Annotated in this window: 17 protein-coding genes and 2 pseudogenes; 9 read left to right on the top strand and 10 right to left on the bottom strand. The window is 70.8% G+C overall.

The window, feature by feature from the left end; genetic code table 11:
* Positions 1 to 109 precede the first annotated feature (109 nt).
* Positions 110 to 790, top strand: coding sequence for a dihydrofolate reductase family protein (locus tag FGX59_RS14820; protein WP_138467613.1), 681 nt, complete (start codon positions 110 to 112; stop codon positions 788 to 790).
* 816 nt (positions 791 to 1,606) lie between these two features.
* Here the strand turns inward: FGX59_RS14820 and FGX59_RS14810 are convergent.
* From FGX59_RS14810 to FGX59_RS14800, 3 genes are all read right to left on the bottom strand, one after another.
* Positions 1,607 to 2,464, bottom strand: coding sequence for an aldo/keto reductase (locus FGX59_RS14810; RefSeq protein WP_240722468.1), 858 nt, complete (start codon positions 2,462 to 2,464; stop codon positions 1,607 to 1,609).
* Between the two features lie 324 nt (positions 2,465 to 2,788).
* Complete coding sequence (locus FGX59_RS14805; RefSeq protein ID WP_370296025.1) at positions 2,789 to 3,718, bottom strand: LysR family transcriptional regulator; 930 nt, start codon at positions 3,716 to 3,718, stop codon at positions 2,789 to 2,791.
* A 125-nt stretch (positions 3,719 to 3,843) separates the two neighbouring features.
* Positions 3,844 to 4,302 carry a cupin domain-containing protein gene (locus FGX59_RS14800; protein WP_138467607.1) on the bottom strand — a complete coding sequence of 153 codons (459 nt, stop codon included), beginning with the start codon at positions 4,300 to 4,302 and terminating at the stop codon, positions 3,844 to 3,846.
* 236 nt (positions 4,303 to 4,538) lie between these two features.
* Between FGX59_RS14800 and FGX59_RS14795 the strand changes: the two genes are divergently transcribed.
* The 4 genes from FGX59_RS14795 to FGX59_RS14780 all read left to right on the top strand — a co-directional run bounded on the left by FGX59_RS14795 (position 4,539) and on the right by FGX59_RS14780 (position 10,299).
* The gene (locus FGX59_RS14795; RefSeq protein ID WP_240722466.1) at positions 4,539 to 4,976 is read left to right on the top strand and encodes a cyclophilin-like fold protein; all 438 of its coding nucleotides are present in this window, start codon (positions 4,539 to 4,541) and stop codon (positions 4,974 to 4,976) included.
* A gap of 1,193 nt (positions 4,977 to 6,169) precedes the next feature.
* Entirely contained in the window at positions 6,170 to 7,540 is a 1,371-nt protein-coding gene (locus FGX59_RS14790; protein ID WP_171060650.1) for an MFS transporter, read from the top strand.
* Between the two features lie 116 nt (positions 7,541 to 7,656).
* On the top strand, positions 7,657 to 8,103 hold the full coding sequence (locus FGX59_RS14785) for a (2Fe-2S)-binding protein (protein WP_138467604.1): 447 nt from the start codon (positions 7,657 to 7,659) through the stop codon (positions 8,101 to 8,103).
* A 12-nt stretch (positions 8,104 to 8,115) separates the two neighbouring features.
* Positions 8,116 to 10,299 carry a xanthine dehydrogenase family protein molybdopterin-binding subunit gene (locus tag FGX59_RS14780; protein ID WP_138467786.1) on the top strand — a complete coding sequence of 728 codons (2,184 nt, stop codon included), beginning with the start codon at positions 8,116 to 8,118 and terminating at the stop codon, positions 10,297 to 10,299.
* Positions 10,300 to 10,355: 56 nt separating this feature from the next.
* Here the strand turns inward: FGX59_RS14780 and FGX59_RS39660 are convergent.
* The 5 genes and pseudogenes from FGX59_RS39660 to FGX59_RS14760 all read right to left on the bottom strand — a co-directional run bounded on the left by FGX59_RS39660 (position 10,356) and on the right by FGX59_RS14760 (position 14,559).
* Positions 10,356 to 10,902, bottom strand: a pseudogene (locus tag FGX59_RS39660) (NADPH-dependent FMN reductase).
* Positions 10,903 to 11,036: 134 nt separating this feature from the next.
* Positions 11,037 to 11,480: an SDR family NAD(P)-dependent oxidoreductase gene (locus tag FGX59_RS38700; protein WP_240722462.1), complete on the bottom strand. Its 444-nt coding sequence runs from the start codon at positions 11,478 to 11,480 to the stop codon at positions 11,037 to 11,039.
* A gap of 43 nt (positions 11,481 to 11,523) precedes the next feature.
* A pseudogene (locus tag FGX59_RS39655) lies at positions 11,524 to 11,745 on the bottom strand (short-chain dehydrogenase); the annotation flags it as partial.
* A gap of 121 nt (positions 11,746 to 11,866) precedes the next feature.
* Complete coding sequence (locus FGX59_RS14765; protein ID WP_206078361.1) at positions 11,867 to 12,424, bottom strand: hypothetical protein; 558 nt, start codon at positions 12,422 to 12,424, stop codon at positions 11,867 to 11,869.
* 491 nt (positions 12,425 to 12,915) lie between these two features.
* Complete coding sequence (locus FGX59_RS14760; protein WP_138467602.1) at positions 12,916 to 14,559, bottom strand: tetratricopeptide repeat protein; 1,644 nt, start codon at positions 14,557 to 14,559, stop codon at positions 12,916 to 12,918.
* Between the two features lie 707 nt (positions 14,560 to 15,266).
* Here FGX59_RS14760 and FGX59_RS14755 point away from each other — a divergent pair.
* Genes FGX59_RS14755 through FGX59_RS14740 form a run of 4 tightly spaced genes read left to right on the top strand, consistent with a single transcriptional unit; the run spans position 15,267 to position 21,631 of the window.
* On the top strand, positions 15,267 to 16,202 hold the full coding sequence (locus FGX59_RS14755; RefSeq protein ID WP_138467601.1) for a GAF domain-containing protein: 936 nt from the start codon (positions 15,267 to 15,269) through the stop codon (positions 16,200 to 16,202).
* Between the two features lie 28 nt (positions 16,203 to 16,230).
* Complete coding sequence (gene nirB, locus FGX59_RS14750) at positions 16,231 to 18,672, top strand: nitrite reductase large subunit NirB (RefSeq protein WP_138467599.1); 2,442 nt, start codon at positions 16,231 to 16,233, stop codon at positions 18,670 to 18,672.
* Positions 18,669 to 19,001: a nitrite reductase small subunit NirD gene (gene nirD / locus FGX59_RS14745; RefSeq protein WP_138467597.1), complete on the top strand. Its 333-nt coding sequence runs from the start codon at positions 18,669 to 18,671 to the stop codon at positions 18,999 to 19,001. The genes nirB and nirD overlap by 4 nt, the downstream gene beginning before the upstream one ends.
* A complete protein-coding gene (locus FGX59_RS14740; protein ID WP_138467595.1) occupies positions 19,001 to 21,631 on the top strand; it encodes a nitrate reductase in 2,631 nt (876 codons plus the stop codon). Before nirD ends, FGX59_RS14740 begins: the two co-directional genes overlap by 1 nt.
* On the opposite strand, the gene FGX59_RS14735 is transcribed toward FGX59_RS14740, so the two are convergent.
* Positions 21,611 to 23,395, bottom strand: a complete 1,785-nt coding sequence (locus FGX59_RS14735) for a bifunctional protein-serine/threonine kinase/phosphatase (protein WP_138467593.1) — start codon at positions 23,393 to 23,395, stop codon at positions 21,611 to 21,613. The two genes, FGX59_RS14740 and FGX59_RS14735, sit on opposite strands and share 21 nt — an antisense overlap.
* Positions 23,396 to 23,451: 56 nt before the next feature.
* The coding region (locus tag FGX59_RS14730) for an MFS transporter (RefSeq protein WP_138467591.1) at positions 23,452 to 24,367 on the bottom strand (916 nt) is incomplete at its 5' end.

Here is a 24,367-nt window from a genome sequence, read left to right as displayed (position 1 = left end):
CGCGCCAGCGCGGCAAGAACCGGCGCGGCCCGCCTCCGGCAGCGGAGGCGGGCCCCGCTTTTCCCTGGCTCCGCCGGAGCCCGGCGCACCCGCACCCGGAGGCCCTTGCATGACCCGCCCCCAGATCGTCTGCCACATGATCGCCTCGCTCGACGGACGGCTGCTGGCCGACCGCTGGCCCGCCTCCGAGGCGGCGCTGCTAGAGACCTATGACGGCGCCGCCGAGCGCCTTGGCGCCGAAGGCTGGATCGCCGGGCGGCGCACGATGGAACACTACGTGCCGACGGGGGAGCCCGCGGCCGGCGGCCCGGCCGCGCAGGCGCGGGACCGCATCGCCGACCGGCGCGGACGCAGGCTTGCCATCGGCTTCGACCGCAGCGGCCGCCTGCGCCCCGAGAGCGGCGATCTCGACGGCGACCACCTCGTGATCGTGATGTCGGAGCGCGTCAGCGAAGCGCATGTCTCGGAGATCGCCGCACGCGGGGTGTCCGTGGTCCTTGCAGGTCCCGACGGCAACGCCGTCGCAGGTGCGCTCGCACGGATCGGGGCGGCCTTCGGCGTCCGCCGGCTGCTGCTCGAGGGGGGCGGCACGCTCAACGGCGCCTTCGTCGCCGCCGGGCTGGTGGACGAGACCAGCACGCTCATCTGGCCGGTGCTCGACGGCCAGCGGGGCGTTCCCGCAATCTACGACCGCGACGCCGCCACGACGCCCACTGCTCTCGAGGCCATCTCGGCCGAGCTCCTCCCCTGCGGCACCGTCTGGCTCCGCCACCGGGTCGTCACTGGCTGAGCGCGGCGCGCCTTCGGGCGCTGTCCCGTCGCGGCGTCCGCGCCCGGCCCGGTGCTCGCCGGAGGCCGCGGCATTCCCCGCCATCCGGCGCCGGGCCGCTTTTCCCGGCCTCCCGCCAGGGACCGCGCCGCAGCCCTGACCTGCCCTCCGGCCCCTGCCCCGATGACGCCCGCAATCCCCATGTCCGGTTCTTTCGGCTAGCGCCGCAGTCGGCCATCCCTGCCCCGTCCGGTCTCCGTCCAGACCCGGGCGACCGGCGGGCTGCACCCTGCGCGCGCATGGTCCCGCTGGTCCCCGCCCCGCCACTCGCATGTGGCAACGGAGAAGCGGCACAACTCCCCGACCGGCAGCCCGCAGCGCGCCTGCGGCCACCATGGCCTTCGACGCCGGGTCGCCGAGTCGCCGAGTCGCCGAGTCGCCGAGTCGCCGAGTCGCCGAGTCGCCGAGTCGCCGAGTCGCCGAGTCGCCGAGTCGCCGAGTCGCCGACGAAAGGGACCGCGCCGCCGCCACCGGCGCAACCGTGTTCTTCCACCGCCCGTCCCGGCTCCGGGACCGGGATGGATCGGACGGAAGATCAGCTCCCGGCACCGACGGCGCCGACACGTGCCCGGTCGCCGGTCCCGGGCCTGCGGGCCGCCGTGCCGGGATCGCAGCCAGGACCGGCGGCGCGGATACAGGCCGGGATGCCCGGACCGGCCTTCCGCCCCCGCGCCGGAACACCCCGTCCCTCCGGCAGCTGCGCCATCGCCTGCGGCGCAGACGCAAACGCCCGGCGCATCGCTGCACCGGGCGCTTTTTCCTCGGCGAGGACGGGCGTCAGACCTTCTGGTAGACCGGGAAGACGCTGGCGTCGCCGTAGTCGCTGATCGTCTCGATCGCCTTCAGCGCTGCCATGTCCTCGGCGGAGATCTCGAAATCCACCTCGGCATTCGACGCCATGTGCGCCGGGTTCGCGGTCTTCGGCAGCGCCGCGAGGCCCAGCTCCAGAACGTAGCGGATGCAGAGCTGCGGCACGCTCACGCCGTATTTCGCCGCCATCTCCGCGATCCCCGGATGATCGAGGATCTTGCCATGGGCGATCGGCGAATAGGCCTCGACCGCGATGCCGTTCGCCTTGCAGTAGTCGATCAGCGCGAAGGGCGTGTTTGCGATATGCGCCAGCACCTGGTTGATCATCGGCTTGACGCGGGCGTTGTCGATCAGGTTCGCCAGATCCGCCTCGTCGAAATTCGACACGCCGATGGCGCGGATCTTGCCCGCCTCCATGGCCTCCTCCAGCGCCGTCCAGGCGGCGAGATTGCCTTCGAAGAACCGGTCCTCGCCGGAGAATTCCATCCAGGGCTTCGGGCTGTGGATGACCATCAGGTCGATATAGTCGAGCCCCAGCGTCTCGAGCGAGCCGTCGATGGCAGCCCGGGCGCCGTCGAGATCCTTGATCTCGGCAGCCAGCTTGGTCTGCACGAAGAGCTGGCCGCGCGCCACGCCGCAGTCGCGGATGCCCTGGCCGACGCCGCGCTCGTTGCCATAGGCCTGGGCGGTGTCGATATGGCGGTAGCCGATCTTCACGGCGGCCTTCACGGCCTCCGCGACCTTGTCGTCGTCGATCATCCAGGTGCCGAGCGCCAGTTTCGGCATCTCGACGCCTTTGGAAAGGGTGAGGGTCTCTTTCAGCATCATTGTCTTGCCTTTCGCTCCGGGGCCCCGCGGGGCCGCTCTGTCCGGCGGACCTGGCCCGCCTGGCCGGTCCGCGCCGTGTGACCTTGATCTAGCCCCGCGGCGGCCTCCAGATAATCGCCGCAATATTCACCCCGTTCATGAGCCGGGCCCATGAATGTCGGCCAGTCCCGATTCCCCGGCCCTGCCCTCGCCCCTGCCCCCAATGCCGCAAAGCGCGCCCTGCAACGGCCGCCCCCCTGCATGCGGGCAGGCAGGCAGGATGGCCCGATCCGGCGGAGCCCGGGGCGGCGCGCAGACGGCAGCCGGGTCGGGCCCGGGCCGTCAGCCGCGGGTGCGCAGGGCGTCGAGCACGACCTGGAAGGCCGAGGAGGGCCGCTGGCGGCTGGGATAGTAGAGGTGGAAGCCCGGGAAGCGCGGGCAGAACGCGTCGAGGCAGGTCGCCAGCGCCCCGGAGGCCAGATGCGCCTCCGCCAGCCGCTCGGGGACCAGCGCCAGCCCGTGCCCGTCGACCGCCGCGCGCATCACCGGGTTGATCGTGTTGAAGCAGGCCTGGCCCTGGACGCGCACGCGGATCTCGCTGCCCTCGGCGTCCTCGAATTCCCAGGCATAGAGCGCCCCATGGGTCGAGAGCCGCAGGTTGATGCAGCGGTGCCCGCCAAGATCATGCGGCGTCTCCGGCGTGCCCGCTTCCGCGAAATACTCCGGCGCGCCCACGCAGATCATCCGCTCGTCCGGGCCGATCCGCATCGAGATCATCCCCTCGCTGACCTGCTCGCCATAGCGCACCCCGGCATCGCATTGCGACGAGGCCAGGTCGGTATAGCCGTAATCCATCACCAGCTCGACATTGACCGCCGGATGCGCCTTCAGCACCGGCGAGAGCTTCGGCCAGAGGAGGGACTCGATCGCGTATTCCACCGCCACGATCCGCACCGTGCCGGTCGGCTGGTCGCGCGCGTCGTTCAGCGCCTGCAGCCGCGCCTCGATCTTCTCGAAGCACGGGTTCAGCGTCGCCAGCAGGTCCTCGCCCTCGAGCGTCGGCGCCACCGAGCGCGTCGTCCGGGTCAGCAGCCGCAGCCCCAGCCGCGCCTCGAGCCCCTTGATCGTGTGGCTCAGCGCCGATTGCGACACATTCAGCCGCGCGGCGGCGCGGGTGAAGCTGCGCTCCTCCGCGACGGCGGCAAGGGCGATGAGGTCGCTGATGTTCTCGCGCAGCATGAGGGAGGCCCTGATCTGATGGTCCAGGATCAATGTCGGTCTCCCCGGGATATATGCGGAAGGCTCATCAATGCCAATGACTATCCGGCCGGGCCCCCGCCCCGCAGCCGGGCGCGGGCCCGGCCGGAAGCCGCAGCCGCGCGGTCCCGCGGCCGGGCCTATTCGCCATGGTACTCCGCGTCGGAGACATGCTCGCCCCAGTTCACGGCAGACCCGTCGACTGTCGCCTGGATCGCGAAATGCGTGACCGGGGTGGCGTCGGTCGCGCCGTGCCAGTGCTCGACCTCCGGCGGGCACCAGACCACGTCGCCGGCCTGCATCACCTGCTTCGGCTGGCCGCGTTCCTGCACCCAGCCGGTGCCTGCGGTCACGATCAGCTTCTGCCCCGCCGGATGGGTGTGCCAGGCCGAGCGCGCGCCGGGCAGGAAGGTCACCTCGCCCGCGCTGACCCCGGCCATGTCCGGGCCGAAGACCGGGGCGACATAGGCGGTGCCGGTGAAGGTCTCCGCGGCGCCGATCTGCCCGGCGCGGTCCCCGGCGCGGGTGATTTCCATCGACTGCGCGAATGCAGCCGGGGCGGCGAGGGTCAGCGCGAGGATTGCGGCGATGCGTGTCATGGGGTCGTCTCCTTCGGGATTGAGGCGGCCTCGGGGCCTGGCTCTGATATGGCCCGGGACGCGCCCGGGATAATGGCACCGCGCCGGGAGACGGTGATGAAGACAGCTCATGGATCCAGGGCGGCCGGACGGGTCCCGCAGGATTGATGAGCCACGCTCATGGCCGGATGCAATCTGCCGCCGATTATCCCGGCACGCCGGTGCCATAGATCTTCGCCGGAAACGGAGGGCGGCGCATGATCGGCACGACCGCAAGGACACTGGCGCTTGCCCTGCTGCTCGCAGGGCCCGCCGCCGCAGAACAGGAAAGGGACCGGGACATGACCCGCATCACCGTGACCGTGGGCGACACGGTTCTGGACGCCAGGCTCGAGGACAGCCCGCCGGCGCGCGACTTCGCCTCGATGCTGCCGCTCGATCTCGTGCTGGAGGACTACCACGGCACCGAGAAAGTGGCCGATCTGGGCCGCCAGCTCGACAATCGCGGCGCGCCCCGCGCCTATGCGCCGAAGGCCGGCGACATCACCCAGTACCGGCCCTGGAGCAACCTGGCGATCTTCTACCGGGACTTCTCCTCCTCCGCCGGCCTGCTGAAGCTCGGCCGTTTCGACGGCCCGATCGACGCCCTGCTGGGGGACGGGCCGCTGCGCGTCCGCATCGCGCTGGCCGACTGACCCGAACCGGGAGCGAAAGGACAGGCCCCATGCCCGAGCACGGCCATATCTGCGGTCTTCCGCCCGGTGCCGCCCGCAGGCCGGCCCTCCGCGGCCCCCGCGGCGCAGCCGGTCTCAATCCGCCCGCCCTGCGGCAGCACGCGGCGCTGATCGCCGGCGCGCCCCATGGCGGCGCCAAGGAGCAGCGCCCCGCCCTCTGTGCCGGCGTCCTCGTGCACCGGGGCTCCGCCGCGCCGGCCTTCGATGCGGCTTGCAAAGGCGCCACCGTGGGCAGGCAGATGCTCGCCGACGTCCTGGCCGCGGCCGGTTTCCCGGCACCCGGCCCGTCGCCGACCGCTACCGGACCGGCGCCATCGGCCTCTGCCGCTCGGCCAGCATCGCGCTCCCGCCCGCCAGGATCCACCCGCGCGGCCACCGTGCCGATGCACGACCTCGGTCGGAGGATGAAGAGGGGCTCCGGCGACAGCCTCTGCGATGCCGGCAGGAGGGCGGCGTTCCGGGCGCGGGCCGGACAGCGCCGGTGCGATGCCGGGACCTTGGCGCGCCAAATGACCGGGATGCGGCGGCCAGTCCGGTTGTGCGGTGCCGTCCATCCGCGACCGGCCACGCAGGTCGCCGCACCCTCCGCGCCGTCCCGGATGGCCCTTGCCCTGCGCGGCGAGCCCGGCCGGGCGGCCGGTCCTGCGGGTGCGCGACTTCCCCGAGAACCCCTTCGACGCCCCGCCCCGGCCGCGGGAGCTGCCGGCGATCGAGGGCTGCACCCGGGCGGATCTCCGTGACCGCATGGAGAAGACCGCTTCGCCCGGCGCGCCGCCGTCGCGGGGACCGGGGCGCGGGCCGCGGAAGGACCGCCGCTCCGGCGGGACCGTCCTCGCCGCCGTCCGGCGGTGCAGCGCGGGCCGGCAACGGGCGCGCCTCCCGGGATGCGCCCGCCGCATGTCCAGGAAGAGCAGCGCCAGCGGCGATACCGGGGCGCCGCTGCCGGACGGCCCCGGCCCCGACCGGTCAGGAGCCTGCCCGGGTAGTTTCCGGCAGGCATGTGCCTGGCGCGCGACGCCGGCAGAACGGCCGCCCGCATCCATGACACCGGCTCTTCGCAGCCGCCCGCTCAACGACGCTCGCTTCCGCCCCGGCGGAGCCAGCTTTCCCCGGAGGCGTCTCCGCCACCGCCCTCCAGCCGCCAAGGACCGACCATGACCCCGCCCGACGCCACGCGATCCACCGGAACGCCGCAGGCCCCCTTGATCCTCGTCACCCTCGCCACCGCCCTGGCGCTCATCGTCTTCACCGCCCCGCTGACCACGCTGGAGGCCATGACCGCCAGCCTCGGCCTGACGGCCGCGCAGCAGGCCTGGGTGATGAGCGCCATGCCGCTGGGCTGCGCGGCCGGGCTGCTGAGCGCCGGAGCGCTCGGCGACACCCATGGCCGCCGCGCCACCTTCACCGCCGGGCTCTGGCTGACGGTGCTGGCCTCGGCCGCGGCGGCGCTCGCCCCGACCGGGACCACCCTGATCCTGGCCCGCATCGCGCAGGGGCTGGGCAGCGCGGGGATCATGGCCTGCGGGCTCGGCCTGCTCGGACAGGTCTATGCCGGCGCAGAGCGCCGCCGCGCCGCCGCGATCTGGGCCGCGGGGCTCGGCGCGGGGGTCGCGACCGGGCCGGTCCTGGCCTCTGCCGCGATGGAGGCGGGCGGCTGGCAGGCGATCCACTGGCTGCTCGGCGCCGGCGCCGCGGCGCTGGCCGTCCTCTCGGCGCGCCTGCCGGAAAGCGCGCCGCGGGGCAGCCGCGTCGACCTGCCCGGCAGCCTCCTGCTGATGGCCGGGCTCGGCTGCCTGCTCTCGGCCCTGACCGAGCTGCGCGCCGGCGGCGGCACGGCCGGCGTCCTCGCCGCGGCCGGCGCGGTGCTGACCGCCGCCTTCCTGGCGTTCGAGACCCGCATCCCCAACCCGATCCTGCGGCTCGACCTGTTCCGCCGCCGCGACTTCTCCGGCGCGACCCTGGCCGCTTTCGCCTCCGGCGCGGGGGTGCTGGCGCTGATGTCGATGGTGCCGACCGTGCTGGTGCGCGGCACCGGGCTGGCGCCGCTCTCCTCCGCGCTCGTGCTGATCGCCTGGTCCGGGCTGACCGTGGTCTCGGCGCTTGGGGCAAGGCTCCTGCCCGAGATGCTGGACGCGCGCGACCGGGCGGTGCTGGGACTGGCCGGCTGCCTCGGCGCGCAGCTCCTGATGCTGCTGCCCGCAGAGGGCACCGGCTGGATCGCGGTGCTGCCGGGGCTGGTCGCTGCCGGGATCGCCAATGGCATCCTCAATGCCGCGCTCGGCCATGCCGCAGTGGAAAGCGTCCCGCCCGAAAGCGCCGCGATGGGCTCGGCCGCCAACAACACCGCGCGCTATCTCGGCTCTGCCATCGGCATCGCGCTGATCTCGCTCCTTCTGGCCGGAAACGGCGCCGGCCATGTCTTCGACGGCTGGCACCGGGCGGTGCTGGCAAGTTCGGGCTTCACCCTGGCCGGGATCGCGGCAATGCTGCTGCTCGGGCGCGGACCGGTGGCGGCCGGGCAATGATGAGCAGGATTCATCGCTGCCATGAGCAGGCGGCGCCTTCCCCCCGGGCACGGCCATGCCCAGATCCGTTGCCAAACCATCCCAGATACTGCTGAACGCAATTCCAGGAGACGCCAGTGCAACTCAAGGTCAACGGAACACTCCGCGATGTCGATGTCGAGCCGGATACGCCGCTTCTCTGGGTGATCCGCGAGGAGCTGGGCCTGACCGGCACGAAATACGGCTGCGGCATCGCGCAATGCGGCGCCTGCACCGTGCTGGTCGACGGCCAGCCGACGCGGTCCTGCATCACCCCCGCCGAGATGGTCGAGGGCACCGAGATCAAGACGATCGAGACCGTCGAGGACACCGAGACCGGCCGCAAGGTCGTCGAGGCCTGGGTCGAGCACCAGGTGCCGCAATGCGGCTACTGCCAGTCGGGCCAGGTGCTGGCGGCGACGGCGCTGCTGGCCGGGACGCCTGCGCCGAGCGACGAGGATATCGACGTCGCCATGGTGAACCTCTGCCGCTGCGGCACCTACAACAAGATCCGCGCCGCCGTGCGCGCCGCCTCGGAGGCCTGATCCGTGACCGAGATGAGCTTTCCCGGATCCCGCCCGCTGAACCTGTCGCGCCGCGGCTTCCTTTCCGGCACCGCGGGGCTGGTGCTGGCCACCGCCCTGCCGCTGCGTCCCGCGCGCGCCCAGGAGGCCGCCGCCGAGGCCGGACCGCCCGTGCCGCTGTTCCTTGCCATCCGCCCCGACGGCACCGCCGTGCTGCAGAGCCCCTTCATCGAGGGCGGCCAGGGCATCTATACCGCGCTGACCCAGATCGTCGGCGAGGAGCTGGACCTCGACCCCGCGCAGTTCGAGGTCGTCCCCGCCCCGCCGGGCGCGCCCTATGACGTGATGGGCGGCTTCCGCTTCACCGGCGGCAGCTCCTCGGTGCGCTCGAGCTACGAGCTGATGCGGCGCCTCGGCGCCTCGGGCCGCGCGATGCTGATCGAGGCCGCCGCCGCAAGGCTGGGCGTGCCCGCGTCTGAACTGACGACGAAGCCGGGCCTGGTCGTGCACGCCGCCTCGGGCCGCGAGACCGGCTATGGCGATCTTTCCGAAGCGGCGATGGAGCTTGCCGTTCCCGCCGATGTCGCGCTGCGCGACCCTGCGGATTTCCGCTGGATCCGCGCCGGGCTGAAGCGGCTCGACATCCGCGGGAAGTCGACCGGACAGGCCGCCTACGCGATCGATGTCGAGGTCGAGGGCATGCTCTCGGCCGCCGTCCAGCACGCGCCGCGGCTGGGGCTGGGACCGGCCTCCGTGACCAATCTTGCCGAGATCGAGGCGATGCGCGGCGTCCATTCCGTGCATCTGCTCGACGGCGCCGTGGCCGTTGTGGCGGACCGGTTCTGGCAGGCCCGCCGCGCCGTCGAGGCGGCAGAGGTGGAGTGGCAGGAGACCGGGGCCGAATGGCCGCTGCCGGCCGATTTCTCCAGCGACGGCTACCGCGCATCCCTGCTGGCGCAGGACGGCCCGGGGCTGGAAGTCGAGGCCGAAGGCGATGCCGGGGCCGCGCTGGCGGGCGCCGGGACGGTGATCGAGGCGGTCTACGGCGCGCCCTTCCTGGCCCATGGCCAGCTGGAGCCGCCCTCCGCCACCGCGCGCTTCAACGCAGACGGCACGCTGGATCTCTGGCTGCCGAACCAGGCGCCCGAGATGTTCCTTGCCGCCGCGGCCGAGACCGCCGGGATCGACCCCTCGCAGGTGACGATCCATTCGCAGATGCTGGGCGGCTTCTTCGGGCGGCATTTCCTCTACCGCACGGCGAACCCCTTCCCGCAGGCGATCCAGCTCGCCAAGGCCACCGGCCGCCCGGTGAAGCTGGTCTGGACCCGCGAGGAGGAGTTCCTGCGCGACGCGGTGCGCCCGCTCGGCACGGCCCGCTTCCGCGGCGCCGTCATGGCGGACGGGTCGCTGGCGCTGTCCGCGGAAGTGCTGGGCGAGGGCCCGACAGGGCGCTGGTACAACGCCCCCGCCGGCGAGGACGGCTCGGCGCATGAGGGGCTCACGGGCAAGCCCTACGCGATCCCCAACCGCCGGATCGGCCATGTCTACGCGGACAATCCCGCGGTGATCGGCTACTGGCGCTCCGTCGGGCATTCGATGCACGACTTCTTCTACGAGGGCTTCCTCGACGAGCTGGCCGAAGCCGCCGGGCGCGACCCGTTCGAGATGCGCCAGGCGCTGGTCGCGGGCTCGCCGCGGCATGTCACGCTGCTCTCGGAGGTCGGGAAGCTCTCGGGCGGCTGGCAGCGCGGGCCCTACCAGGCCGAAGACGGCAGCACCCGCGCCCGCGGCGTGGCGATGGCCTCGCCCTTCGGCTCGGAGGTCGCGACCATCGCCGAGATCTCGGTCGATGGCGGCGAGATCCGCGTGCACCGCGTCTGGGTGGCGATCGATCCGGGCAGCATCGTCAACCCGGCCATCATCGAGGCGCAGGTGCAGTCCGCCGTGGCGCTCGGCCTGTCGCAGACGCTGGTCGAGGAATACATCTACGAGGATGGCGCGCCGGCCGCGCGGAACTTCGACAGCTACGACATCCTGCGCCCGGACCAGATGCCCGAGGTGCATGTCGCCATCGTCGAAAGCGGCGCGCCGATGGGCGGGATCGGCGAGCCCGGCCTGCCGGGCGTCGGCCCGGCGGTGGCCAATGCCGCCGCCGCCCTGACCGGACGGCGGTTCCGCACCCTGCCGCTTTCGGGCCATGACCTGAGCGCCGGCTGAAGGCCCGCGCCCCCGCTGCCGGAGAACGGACGGCGGGGGCGCTTTTCCGTACCAGGTCAGGCGAATTTCGCGACCCAGGCGGCGAAGCTTTCCGCTGCAGATTTCAGGAAGCCCTCGGTGGCCTCCGAGGTGATCGAGCCATCCTCGGCGAAGAGGTTCTTGACGCCGCCGACATATGCCTCGGGCTGCTGCATCACCGGCATGTCGAGGAAGACCATGGGCTGGCGCAGATGGTGGTTCGCGCCGAAGCCGCCGACCCCGCCCGGCGAGCAGGTCGCGACCATAGGGCTTGCCCTTCCAGACGCTCGAGCCCATCGGCCGAGAGCCCACGTCGAGCGCGTTCTTGATCGCCGCCGGGACCGAGCGGTTGTATTCCGGCGAGGAGAACAGCACGCCGTCGGCATCGCGGATCTCGTCGCGGAACGCCGCCCAGGCCTCGCCGCCGTCGAGATCAGGGTTGTAGAGCGGCAGGTGGCCGATCTCCACCTTGCGGAAGGTCATGTTCGCGGGCGACAGCCGGATCAGCGCATCGGCCAGCATGCCGCTATAGGCGCCCTTGCGCAGCGAGCCGACCAGAACGGCGATATCGCAGGTGTCTTTCATCTTCGGTCCTCCTCGGGAGGGGACCGGGCCCGGACGGGCCCGGCGGTAAATCTCGCGTGCCAAAGCTGCTCCCGGCGATGTACCCGCAGAATGGCCGCAGATGCATCTCCGTCATGAGCCGGGCTCAAGAGCGCTTACCAGGGCAGCGTGCCGGCATCGTTGGAGAAGCTGCCGATCAGCGCCATCTTGACCACGATCACCGCCGCCTGCTCGGGCGTGCGGTCCGGCACGAATCCCGTCGCCTCGGTCGCGGTGAAGCCAGGGCAGATCGTGTTGACCTTGACCCCCTGCTCCGCCAGCGCAGCCGCATAGCTGACGGTCAGCGCGTTCACCGCCGCCTTGGTCGCCGCGTAGGTCGGCAGGATCTTGTCGGCATGTTCCCAGTCCGGATCGTGGCGCAGGCCGAAGCTTGCCAGCTCCGACGACACGTTGACGATGCGCGGATGCGGCGCGACGGCCAAGGGCGGCAGCATCGCCTCGGTCAGGCGCAGCCCCCCGGTGACATTGATCGCCAGCGTCTGCTCCATCTTCTCGACCGGCGCGAGCCCGGGCAGGTAGTCCGGCCCGACCCCCGGCATTGTCGACCAGGATGTCGAGACGACCCCGCGTGCCGCTGATTTCCGCCGCCAGTGCCGCGACGCTGGCGGCGCCGGTCACGTCGAGCTGCACCGGCGTCACCGCCAGCCCCTGGGCCACGAGCGGCGCGGAGGCAGCTTGGCCCTTTGCCAGGTCCCGGCAGCCCATCAGCACGTGAATGCCCTCTTCCGTCGGCGCCCTGGCCACAGCTTCGTCGATGCCGCGGTTGGCGCCGCTGGCAAGTGCGGTCTTCGTGGTCTCTTGCATGTCTTGCGTCACCTCCGTCCCGATCGGAGCCGGGCGCCAGGGGGACGGTCGCGCGGGCTCCACAACAGCCCCGGAGCCGCCGGGGCACCTGCCTTCGGCAGGCCGTCGCCCTTGTCCGGCCTCAACCCAAGTTGAGGCCAAGCGCAGGATGCCCCGCAGCGCTGCGGCAAGACGGCGGGACGCGTGCTGCGGGCGGTCTCTGCCCCGGCCATCCGGCTCCGCCGCGCAGGGAACGGACCGGCGGCACGGGCAGCCGGCCACCGCGATAGGCGACCGCGTCGAGCAGCACGCCCCGGCAGACGAAGCCCTTCTCGGCGACATGCTCCACGCCCAGCGGGCCGAGGCCGCAGGCGCCGATGGCGGGGTCCCGGTCGAGCATCCGGCCGTTGCAGAAGAACATGCCCTGCGGCGTGAGCGTCCCGATTTCGCCCGGCCCGTCGAACCGGGCGCCGATCTGGCCGATCTCCACGGCAAGATACTCGTCGCTATAGACCGGATGATCCGTGCCGAAGGGTCCTCCTGTCGGCAGGCCCGGGATGGTCATCCGCCAGCCGCGGTCGCCGAAGACCGGGGCGTCGCGCTGGCAGACCTTGTCCAGCGTCGCGACCTTGCCCTGCCGGACCAGCCCGACCGCCGCTAGAACGGAGGCGGGCGTCGTCCGGTTGACCGCGCCTGCCATGTCCCCGGGGCCCCATTCGCCGGGGCTCCATTGCTCGGCGAAGGGCGCGTTGTTCAGCGGCTGCGCTGCGGGCTTGCTCCACGGCAGAGCGCACAGGCCGAACGCACAGGCCGGGCACCGCCCAGCGGAATCCGTTGATCCCGGTCTTCCTCCCTGGCTGGCTGCGAAAGGCATGGATCGCATCTGATCGGAACTCGTACCGAGACACAGTCCGCGGGCCGTTACGACGGCACGGGCCGGGGCGGGCTGCCTGGAACAGCCATGCCACAGCTGCGACCGCTTCGCTGAATCCGGAATGAACGGCCGGGGCGCCGCACGTCGCGACGCCTACGTGCGGCACCGACCTGCTTCGGGTCCAGACCGGACCGTGCCGCGCCGGCCGTCCAACCGTCAGGCCGGACCAGCCACGCTGCCTTCCGCGGCGGGTGGCAGGCGGGGGCGCCCAGTCCCGGCAACATCCGGACCTCTGGCTGCCAGGCCGGTCCTTCGCCTCACGCCGGGTGGCACGTCGTGACGGACCGGCAGGCGCAGGAGGCCGTGATCGGCACTTCCGCGCGGGCCGCCGCCTGATCCAGTTGCTGGCGGACATGGACAAGCTCCACCGTTTCGCCGCGCCGCGACAGGCATTCCGACAGTCCGTGCAGGCTCCAGACATTGCGCGGATGCCGGCAGGGCCGCGGCAGCGTGTCGTCGAGGCCCAGATCGGCGCGATAGACCGCTTCGGCCTCGTCGAACCGTCCCGCATCCATCAGGAGCGCGCCCAGGGCGTGGCGGGTGGGCTGCATCCAGCCCCAGGGCTCGTCGTAAAGCAGGCCATCGTCGAGGGCGACCGCCCGGCGCAGGTGCCCGAGCCCGTCATCGACACGCCCCGACTTGTAGTCGAGCTCGCCCAGCATCATCGCCTCGGCGACCTTCAGCACCTCGCTGCAGGGGTTGTTGAACATCATCCGCTCCGGCTGGACGGCGTCGCGGGCCCGGGCAAAGACCCGGGCGCTCTCCGCTGCCTCGGCAAGCCGCCCGAGATTGGCCAGGGCCACCGTGCGCGCATAGTGCAGCAGGGCCGTGCTGAAGGAGTAGAGCCCGGCATCCCCGGGGAACGGCTCTTCCAGGATGCACGACCAGCGGCCGAAGCGGATGAGGACGTGCAGCCGCATCGGGACGAAGGCTTCGAACAATTCCGGCAGGTAGCGGACCACCGGCTCGGGCAATGTGCCGGCAAGCGCCCGGGCGCCCTCGAAGGCATCCGACGGGCGGCCGAGGAACATTGCGCCGTAGATCTGGAAGTGCAGGTTGTGGATCCGGTAGACGGTATAGAAATTCTGTCCCCCGGCATGATCGAAATAGGCGCGGTCGACACGCGCCGCCTCGCGGTTGCGCGCCACGACGTTGTGGTAGTCCCCGCAGAGCACGTCGATATGGCTCGCCATATGCACCAGATGCCCGGAATCGGGCACCAGCCCCACGAGCCGGTCGCCATGCGGCAGCGCCTTTTCGGGGGTCGGCGACATCTCCATCAGGTGGATGTAGAAATGCAGCAGTCCCGGATGGCGCCACGCGTCGGGATGATGGGCGAAAGCCCGCTCCAGCGCCGCCCGCGCCTCTTCCGTCGACGCCCCCTTTGCCGGCTGCCCCAGGGACGTATCCCACAGCGCCCAGGGCGTGCGGTTCATCAGCGCTTCGACGAATACGGCAGTCACGTCGAGATCGTCCGGAAACCGCTGGTAGACCGGACGCATCGCCTCGGCAAAGCCGTCGTTCCAGGGGCCGTAGTCTTCGATCCCGGGATCGTCGGGAAAGCGCGCGGCCAGCGCAACGGCCAGGGCGCGCTCCACATCGCGGGCCGGCAGGGCGGTCGCCTCGGCCAGAAGGCGGTGCGCCCGCTCCAGCGCGGCGGCTTTCTCCTCCGCCTCGAAGAATTCCCAGAGCTTGTTGTAGTTCGGGCCAAGGCAATGGGCGATCCCCCACCGCGCCATCACATGCGACGGCTCGAGCGCCAGCACCCGCTCGTAGCAGGCGATCGCTTCCTCGTGGTTGAAGCCGTATTGCCAGACCAGTCCCCGGTCGAACCAGATCTGCGCTTCGGCCGAGGTGTTTTCCAGGGGACGGCCAAACGCGCCTAGATTGAAATACGCCATCGGGAAAACTCTGCGCCTCCCTGTCCGAGATCGGTTGCCGGGCCGAGGATACCTCAAAACCGGCCGGTTAGACAGTTCCGGCATGGGCCCGGTCCGCCGTCCTGGCGGCACGGCACCGGATGGCGGGACCGGCACGGGCAACTGCCGAACCGCGCTCCCTTGCAGCCCGCCATCTTCTCTACGGCCCGGATGCGGCCCCGATGGCCGCAACCGGCTGCATCCGCGGATGTCAGCGCACTTTACCGCCGCCCTTCGAGTTCTCCGGACCCGCGCCCTGCCAGCCGGGCCATGGCACGCGGCCGGAACGGGCTGGCAAGGGGGCATGCGGCGACGCTCGTTCGCCTGACGTTTTCGGGGCAGGACCCGGTGAACGTCCGGTCCCGCGGCCAGGCGTCCACGCCATCGCAGGGCTGGAAATCATCTGATGGCGGGAGCGTCCGGGCGTTCCGGCCTGCGTCCCGATTCTGCGCAGGGTCCCGCCGGAGCCGAAGTTCAGAAAATGCGGCACTTGCATGGTTTTTATGCGCAGGCGCAGCATCTTCTCCGCTCGCCGTCGATTTCCTTCCGCGGAAACATGAGCGGTGCTTAACTGATTTCCGAGGCGGACCATTTCGCCGTGGCAGGCCCTGCCGTCGCGCCTTCTCCGGCGCGCGCTAAGACGGGGCGGAATGCATTCCGAGCGACAGGCCAGGGGCAGGAACAAGATCATGCTGATGACCAGGGAAGCACCGACATTCGTGCAGGTGACCGAGATTTGGGTCCCGGACGGCGATGTGCTGATACATGCGGGCGGCAACTATGCCGGGAAGGACGGTTTCGCCGAAAGCTCCGTCCGGACGAGTTTCGCCAAGGGCGAGGGACTGCCGGGCAAGGCCTGGGCCGAGGGCCGCCCCGTCGTCCTGAAACGCTTCGACGGCTCGTATTTCCTCCGCGCCGAGGCCGCCGCGGAGGCCGGTCTGACGGCCGCCGTCGCGATCCCGGTCTTCGACGGAGACACGCTGAAGGCCGTCCTCGTCGTGCTGTGCAGCGAAGACGCCGAGCACATGGGCGCGATCGAGGTCTGGGAGGACAAGGGCGGCGTCCTCGTGCTGAATGACGGCTTCTACGGCGCGGCGCAGGAATTCGAGTTCGTGTCGCAGCACACGACGTTCTCCTATGGCCAGGGGCTGCCGGGCGGGGTCTGGGCGGCGGGCGTGCCGATCCTGATGCGCGACCTGGGCAAGGGCTATGCCTTCCTGCGCGCCGATGCGGCCGGGCGCGCGGGCCTCTCCACCGGCATCGGCATTCCCCTGCCGAGCCCGACGGACTCTACCTACGTGTTCACGCTGATCTCTGCCGAGGGCACGCCGATCGCGCGGCGCTTCGAGATCTGGGATGCCCGGGCCACCACGGTCGGCCCCGCGAAGGAGGCGCTCCTGGTCGACGGGCTCTGCGAGGTCGAGGGGCCGCTCTGGAGCGGCCGGAACCCCGATTTCGACGCGCCGCGGGCCGCTGCCTGGCGCGGGCCGGTGGGCCAGGTGCTGGGCACCGGCCTGCCCTTCATCTCGACCGGGCCGGGCCTGCCCGCGGGCTACGGCTCGATGGTCGCGCTGCCGGTCTATCATGGCGGCGAGCTGGCCCATGTCGTCGCCTGGTATCTGTGAACCTGACGCTTCTGGAAAGGATCAAGCCATGGAAAAGCTCGTCGTCATCGGCGCAGGCATGGCCTCGGGACGGGTGCTGGAGCACCTGTTCGATGCTGCTCCCGGCGCTTTCGACGTAACCCTGTTCAACGCCGAGCCGCGGGGAAACTACAACCGGATCATGCTGTCGCCGGTTCTTTCGGGCGAGAAATCCGCGGAAGAGATCGTCACCCATGACGCGGACTGGTACGCGCGCCACGGCGTCGCCACCCGCTTCGGCGAACGCGTCACCGCGATCGACCCCGCGCGCAAGGTCGTGACCGGCGAGAACGGCGAGGTGCCCTATGACAAGCTCGTCATCGCCACCGGCGCCGCGCCGTTCATCGTGCCCCTGCCCGGCCATGACCTGCCCGGCGTCATCGGCTTCCGCGACATGGAGGATACCGGCGCGATGATCGCGGCGGCCGCCACCCCCGGCGCGACCGCCGTGGTGATCGGCGGCGGGCTCCTCGGCCTCGAGGCCGCTGCGGCGCTCCGGCTGCGCGGGATGGAGGTGACGGTTCTGCACAATTCCGGCCATCTGATGAACCGCCAGCTCGACGAAGCCGCGGGCTACCTGCTGGAGAAGGACCTGGCGCGGCGCGGCATCAAGGTCATCACCCGCGCCGGGACAGAGCGGATCGACGGCGACGGCAAGGTCGAGAAGGTCGTGCTGGGCGACGGGACCGAGATCGCCGCCAGCCTCGTGGTCATGTCCGCCGGGATCCGGCCGCGCGCCGGGCTCGGCATGGCCGCCGGGCTTGCCGCCGGGCGCGCGATCACGGTCGATGCGCAGATGCGGACCTCGGACCCGGATATCTTCGCGGTCGGCGAATGCGTGGAGTTCGAGGGCAATCTCTTCGGCCTTGTCGCGCCGCTCTACGACCAGGCCAGGGTGCTCGCGAAGACGCTCCTGGGCGAGGAGGACGCCTTCGTGATGCGCGAGCTTTCGACCAAGCTGAAAGTGACCGGCTGCGACCTCTTCTCGGCGGGGGATTTTGCCGAGGGCGAGGGGCGCGAGGACATCGTCTTCCGCGACCCGGCCCGCGGCATCTACAAGCGGCTGGTGATCGAGGCGGACCGGCTGCTCGGCGCGGTCATGTATGGCGACACGGCGGATGCGAACTGGTTCTTCGGCCTGATCAAGGACGGCACGGACATCTCGGAGATGCGCGAGACGCTGATCTTCGGACCGGCCTTCCAGGGCGGCGGAGGGCCCTCCGCGGACCCTCTGGCAGCCGTTGCAGCATTGCCGCCTGAGGCGGAGATCTGCGGCTGCAACGGCGTCTGCAAGGGAACCATCGTCACGGCGATCAATGGCGGCGCGCAGACGCTGGAAACGGTCAAGGCCCAGACCAAGGCCTCGGCCTCCTGCGGGACCTGCACGGGCCTCGTGGAACAGGTGCTGGCGGTCACGCTGGGCGCGGCCTTCGAGGCCGGGGGCGCAAAGCCGGTCTGCGGCTGCACCGAGCTGACGCATGAGGATGTGCGCCGGCTGATCAAGGCGCGCGAACTGAAATCCCAGGCGGCCGTCTGGCAGGAGCTGGGCTGGACGACGAAGGACGGCTGCCATGTCTGCCGCCCCGCCATCAACTACTACCTGCTGGCCGACTGGCCGCTCGAGTACCGCGACGACCCTCAGAGCCGCTTCGTCAACGAGAGGAACCACGCCAATATCCAGAAGGACGGCACCTATTCGGTGATGCCGCGGATGTGGGGCGGGATGACCACGCCCGAGGAGCTGCTGGCGATCGCCGCGGCGGCGAAGAAATACGATGCCGCGGTCAAGGTGACGGGCGGGCAGCGGATCGACCTGCTGGGCGTGAAGAAGGAGGATCTGCCCGCGATCTGGAAGGATCTGAACGATGCCGGCATGGTCTCGGGGCATGCCTATACCAAGGGTCTGAGGACGGTGAAGACCTGCGTCGGCTCCGACTGGTGCCGCTTCGGCACGCAGGATTCGACCGGGCTCGGGATCAAGCTGGAGAAGCGGCTCTGGGGCAGCTGGACGCCGCACAAGGTGAAGCTCGCCGTCTCGGGCTGCCCGAGGAACTGCGCCGAGGCGACCTGCAAGGATGTCGGCATCGTCTGCGTGGACTCGGGCTACCAGATCGGCGTCGCGGGCGCGGCGGGCATGGACGTCAAGGAGACCGAGCGGCTGGTCGACGTCGCCACGGAAGAGGAGGCGATCGAGTGGTCGACCGCCTTCATCCAGCTCTACCGCGAGAACGCCAAGTACCTGGACCGCCCGTATAAATGGGTGGCGAAAGTCGGTCTTGGCTGGGTGAAGGAGATCCTGTCGGACGCGGCCGAGCGCCGCGCGCTGAACGCCCGCTTCGACGTCTCGCAAAGCGTCTACCAGACCGACCCCTGGGCGGCCCTGGTTACCGAGGAGGAGCGGAAATCCTGGTCCTCCCCCCTCATGGACATGAGCCGGGAGGCTGCGGAATGAGCTGGATCGATATCGGAGCGCTGGACGACATTCCCCCGCGCGGCGCGCGGCTGGTCAGGACCGGCAAGGGCTGCGTCGCGGTGTTCCGGACGGGCGCGGACGAGGTCTTCGCGCTGGACGACGCCTGCCCCCACAAGGGCGGCCCGCTGAGCGAAGGCATCGTCCATGGCACATCGGTGACCTGCCCGCTGCACAACCGCATCTTCGACTTCGCCACCGGCGCGGCGCAGGGGGCGGATAGCGAGGTGACGCGGACCTATCCGGCGAAGATCGAGGCGGGCCGCGTCCTTCTCGACCTCTCCAGGCTGTCCGGCCGGAGCGCCGCCTGATGACCCGGCCCGGCCCGGTCGAGACCCGCACCACCTGCCCCTATTGCGGGGTCGGCTGCGGGGTCCTGCTGTCGCCGGACGGCGCGGGCGGGGTCGCTGTCCGCGGCGACCCGGCGCATCCGGCCAATCTGGGGCGGCTCTGCTCCAAGGGCTCGGCGCTCGGCGAGACGGTCGGCACCGGCACCCGCCTGCTGGCGCCGCGGGTCGATGGAAAGGACACGGACTGGGACAGCGCGCTCGACCTCGTCGCGCGCCGCTTCTCCGAGACGATCGCACGGCACGGGCCGGACAGCGTCGCCCTATACGTGTCCGGCCAGCTGCTGACCGAGGACTACTACGTCGCCAACAAGCTGGTGAAGGGCTATATCGGCACCGGGAATATTGACACGAATTCAAGGCTCTGCATGGCATCCTCCGTGGCCGGGCACCGCCGCGCCTTCGGCACCGACACGGTTCCCGGCGTCTACGAGGACCTCGAGGAGGCCGACCTGATCGTGCTCGCCGGGTCCAACCTCGCCTGGTGCCATCCGGTGCTCTACCAGCGCATCCTTGCCGCCCGGAAGGCGCGGCCGGAGATGAAGCTGGTCGTCATCGACCCGCGCCGCACGGCAAGCTGCGACGGCGCCGATCTGCATCTTGCACTGAGATCGGGATCCGACGTGGCGCTGTTCAACGCGCTTCTCGCCGGGATCGGCGCGCGCGGGGCGGTGGATGAGGCCTTCACCGCCCGCCATGTCGAGGGGCTGGCGGCCGCGATGGAGGCCGCACGGGCCTCGGATCCGTCGGTCACCGGGCTCTCCGACGGCGAGATTGCCGCCTTCCTCGATCTCTGGATCGGGAGCGAGAAGGTCGTCACGATCTACAGCCAGGGGGTCAACCAGTCCTCGTCCGGGACCGACAAGGTCAATGCGATCCTGAACTGCCATCTCGCCACCGGGCGGATCGGGCGGCCCGGCATGGGCCCCTTCTCGGTGACCGGCCAGCCCAATGCGATGGGCGGGCGCGAGGTCGGCGGGCTGGCGAACATGCTGGCCTGCCATCTCGATATCGAGGATGCAGCGCATCGCGATGCGGTGCAGGGCTTCTGGTCCTCGCCGGTCATTGCGCAGGCGCCGGGGCTGAAGGCCGTGGACATGTTCCGCGCGGTCGCCGACGGCCGGATCAAGGCGCTGTGGGTGATCCATTCCAACCCGGCGGTGACGCTGCCCGATGCCGACCGGGTGCGCGACGCGATCGCGGACTGCCCCTTCGTGGCGGTCAGCGACATCACCGCGGAGACCGACACGGCGCGGCTGGCCGATGTCCTGCTACCCGCGGCCGCCTGGGCGGAGAAATCGGGCACCGTCACCAATTCCGACCGCACCATCAGCCGCCAGCGCGCGGTCCTGCCCGCCCCCGGCGCGGCGCGGCCCGACTGGCAGATCTTCTGCGAGGTCGCCCGCCGGATGGGCTGGGAGGACGGCTTCGACTTCGCCTCGCCCGCGGAGATCTTCCGCGAATACGCCGCGCTCTCGGGGATCGCCGGGCAGTTCGGCCGGGATTTCGACATCTCGGGCCTGGCGGAGCTGGACGAGGACGGCTACCGCGACCTCGCGCCGGTCCGCTGGCCGGTCTCCCCGGCGAAGACCGGCGGGCGGTTCTTCGGCGAGGGGCGGTTCTTCCATCCCGGCGGGCGGGCAAGGATGCTGGCGCTGGACCCGCGCGCGCCGGGAACGGCGCCGGATGCCCGGCATCCCTTCCGGCTCAATACGGGGCGGATCCGCGACCAGTGGCACACCATGACCCGCACCGCGCTGAGCCCGCGGCTCTCGGCGCATCTGGCCGAGCCGTTCCTCGAGGTGAACCCGGCCGATGCCGCGGCGCAGGGGCTGGCCCCCGCCGATCTGGTCGAGGTGACGAGCCCGCAGGGCCGGGCGATCCTGCGCGTGAAGATCACCTCCGGCGTCAATCCCGGCGAGGTCTTCGCGCCGATGCACTGGACCGGCGAGACGGCGCCCTCGGGCCGGATCGACGCGCTGGTGGCGCCGGTGACCGATCCGGTCTCGGGCCAGCCCGAAAGCAAGGCCTCGCCGGTCGCGCTCGCCCGCTTCGAGGCGGCCTGGTACGGCTTTGCCGTCTCCGATGCCGGGTTCCGGCCCTTCGGCGACTACTGGGCGCTGGCACGCACCGCCGCCGGGTTCCGCGCCGAACTGGCCGGGACGGCGCCGGTGGAAGACTGGGAAACCGCGCTGCGTGGCATGTTCGGACTGCCGGAGGCAGCGCTGCAATCCGTGGCCGATCCGGGCCGGGGCCGCCACAGCTTCGCCTTCCATGACGGACCTGTCCTGAAAGCCGCCTTCTTCGTCGCGCGCGAACCGGTGGCGCTGATGCGCGACTTCCTCGCCGGGCTGCCGGGCACCGAGGCGCCCTGGGCGATCGCCGGGCGGGCGAAGGGCGACATGCCCGATCCCGGGCCGGTGCTGTGCTCCTGTTTCGCGGTCGGGCGCAACACCATCCAGCGGGCGATTGCCGAGAACGGGCTCGGGACCGTCGAGGAGGTCGGCGCGCATTGCTCGGCCGGGACGAATTGCGGGTCCTGCAAATCGGAGATCGCGGCGCTTCTCGCGCTGTCAGAAGAGACGGCCGAGTAGCCCGGCCGCCAGACCCGCCGCCACGGCCGTCGAAACCATCGCCCAGTTGCGCCAGAAATCCCGCGAGCCGCGCTGCAGGAGCGGGACGAAGGCCGGTTTCGTCCCGGCCCTGCCCTGGAGCCTGCGCATCTCGCCCAGGAATTCCGACATCACCTCGGGGCGGTCCTTCGGGCTGAAGGCGAGCGCGCGGGACAGCACCTCGCCGGTCGCGGACGGCAGGTCCGGGCGCAGGGCGGCGAAATCCCCCGGTGCCCAGTCGGCCGGCTGCGAGGGCAGCGCCGTGCGCTCCTCGAGGTCGAAGGGCACCTGGCCCGCCAGCATCTCCCAGGTGATCGCGGCGACGGAGAAGAGGTCGGACAAGGGCAGCGCCCCCCGGCCGGTCAGCACCTCGGGGGCGATGTAGTTCAGCGACCCTTCGGGCAGCTCCTCCTTGTCGCCGCGCTCCAGGTCGCGGAAGCCCGAGACCTGCACCGAGCCGAAATCGATGATCTTCGCCGTGCCGTCCGCCGCGATGATGACGTTCTCGGGCTTCAGGTCGCGATGCACCATGCCGAGCCGGTGAAAGACGCGCACGGCGGAGATCATCGAGGCGAGCACCGGCACGATCTCGGCAATGGCGGGACGCGGATGCGCCGCCATCCAGCCGCGCAGCGTCTGCCCCTCGACGAAATCGGCGATGTAGTAGAGGAACCGGCTGTCCTCGTGCGGGCGGATCTTCATCACCTGGCTGTTCGATATCCGCCGCCCGACCCATTGCTCCAGCGTGAAGCCTTCGAGGTACTGCAGGTTTTCGGCGAAGTTCTGCGACGGCGCCTTCAGAACGAAACGGCCGTCCTCGCCCGCGCGGCGCACGAGATAGACATTGCTGCGGGTGGAGGCGTGCAGCACCTCCAGCACCTCCCAGCCGTCGATGCGGTTGCCCGGCTTCATCGCGGGCGGAATGACCTGCGCCGTCAGGCGGCGATGCGCCTCGGTCAGGGTCTCCGAGGGCAGCGCGAGGATCTTCAGCAGCATGCAGCTGACATTGTCGTCGCTCCCGGCCTGCAGAGCCGCCTGGCATAGGATGCGCGCCGCCGCCTCCAGATCCTCGCGGCTCTCCTGCGCCAGCTCCGCCAGAAGGTCGCGCATGCCCGCCTCGCCCAGCGTGTCATGCACCCCGTCGGAGGTCAGGACATAGAGATCGCCCTCCTTCATTGCCTCCTGGGCATAGTCGACGCGGATGTCGGGCTCGGCCCCGAGCGCGCGGGTCAGCGCCTCGGACCCGCCCATGAAGCGCGCCGAGTGGTCCTCGGTCAGCGGCGCCAGCCGCCCGGCGCGCAGGCGGGCGCAGCGGGTGTCGCCGATATGGACGACATGCAGCGTGGTCGAGCGGGCGATGGCGGCGGTGAAGGTCGTCACCATCCCTTCCGCATCGGGCGATCCGCTGCGGTTCTGGGCGTGGAGCCAGGAGTTCAGCGAATTCAGCAGGCGCCCGGCGCAGTCGCGCACCGGCCAGCTTTCCGGCGCCGAGAAATAGTCGCGGGCGAATTGCACCACCGAGATCTGCGCCGCCTTGTCGGAATTGCGCCCGGTGGAGATCCCGTCGGCGATGCAGGCGATGGCGCCCTTCACCTGCATCTCGTAGGCGGTTTCCGGGATGCGCCCCGAGATCGCGTCGTCATTGCGCGGCTTGGTCCCGGCGCCCGACCAGCCGCCGAGCACCGCCCGGAGCCCCTGTGCCGGGAACTGTCCCGGAACCGTGGTGTGGTCGCGCTGTCCCGCCATCCCCGCCTTTCCCGGCAGGCGCGAGGACCTGCGCCGGCCTGTCCGTTCGGCCGCGCTCAGTGCGTGCGGCTGACATTGATCATGGTGACGTTGCCGTCCTCGTCAATCTCCGCGATCTCGCCCTCGGGTTCCTCGAGAAAGAGGAGCGCCACGAAGCCCAGCACGGCCGTGCCCGCGATCACGAAGAAGAAGGTCGAGGCATCCACCACCGAGTAGATGATCAGGTAGATCACCGCGCCGACATTGCCGTAGGCGCCGGTCATGCCCGCGATCTGCCCGGTCAGGCTGCGCTTGATCAGCGGCACCACGGCGAAGACCGCGCCCTCGCCCGCCTGCACGAAGAAGGAGCAGGCCATCGCCACGACCACCGCCAGCCAGACCGGCCAGGCGGCGCCGATGATCCCCATCGCGGCATAGCCCACCGCCAGCCCGGCCGTCAGGATCAAGAGCGTCGGCTTGCGCCCGAACCGGTCCGAGATCATGCCGCCGCCGGGGCGCGACATCAGGTTCATGAAGGCATAGGCCGAGGCGACCATGCCCGCGACCACCGGCGAGAGCCCGAACGTGTCGGTGAAGAAGAGGGGCAGCATCGAGACCACGGCCAGCTCGGAGCCGAAGGTGGCGAAATAGAGGATGTTGAGGATCGCCACCTGCTTGAAGCGGTAGCGCTGGAATTCGGGGACGGTCTCGGTGAAGACCCGGCGGTTCGCGCGCAGCGCCAGCATTGCGTCGTAGACATAGAGCAGCGCCAGCCCGAACCAGACCGCATATTGCGTCGCCGGGTTGAAGATGCCGACATTCTTCAGCCGCCAGGCCAGCGCGCCGAGCGCGATGTAGAGCGGCACTTTCATCGCCAGCAGGAAATAGAGATCGCCCTTCGAGGTGACCTCCATGGCGGTGGCGTTCTTCGGGCGGAAGTACTTCGACCCCTTGGGCACGTCCTGCACCGAGGCGTAGTAGATGAAGCCGTAG

The organism is Poseidonocella sp. HB161398, assembly GCF_005870025.1.
In the GTDB taxonomy this organism is placed as follows: domain Bacteria; phylum Pseudomonadota; class Alphaproteobacteria; order Rhodobacterales; family Rhodobacteraceae; genus Mangrovicoccus.
The sequence above is the reverse complement of the archived record's forward strand: the minus strand, read 5'-3'. Positions and strand labels throughout refer to the sequence as shown.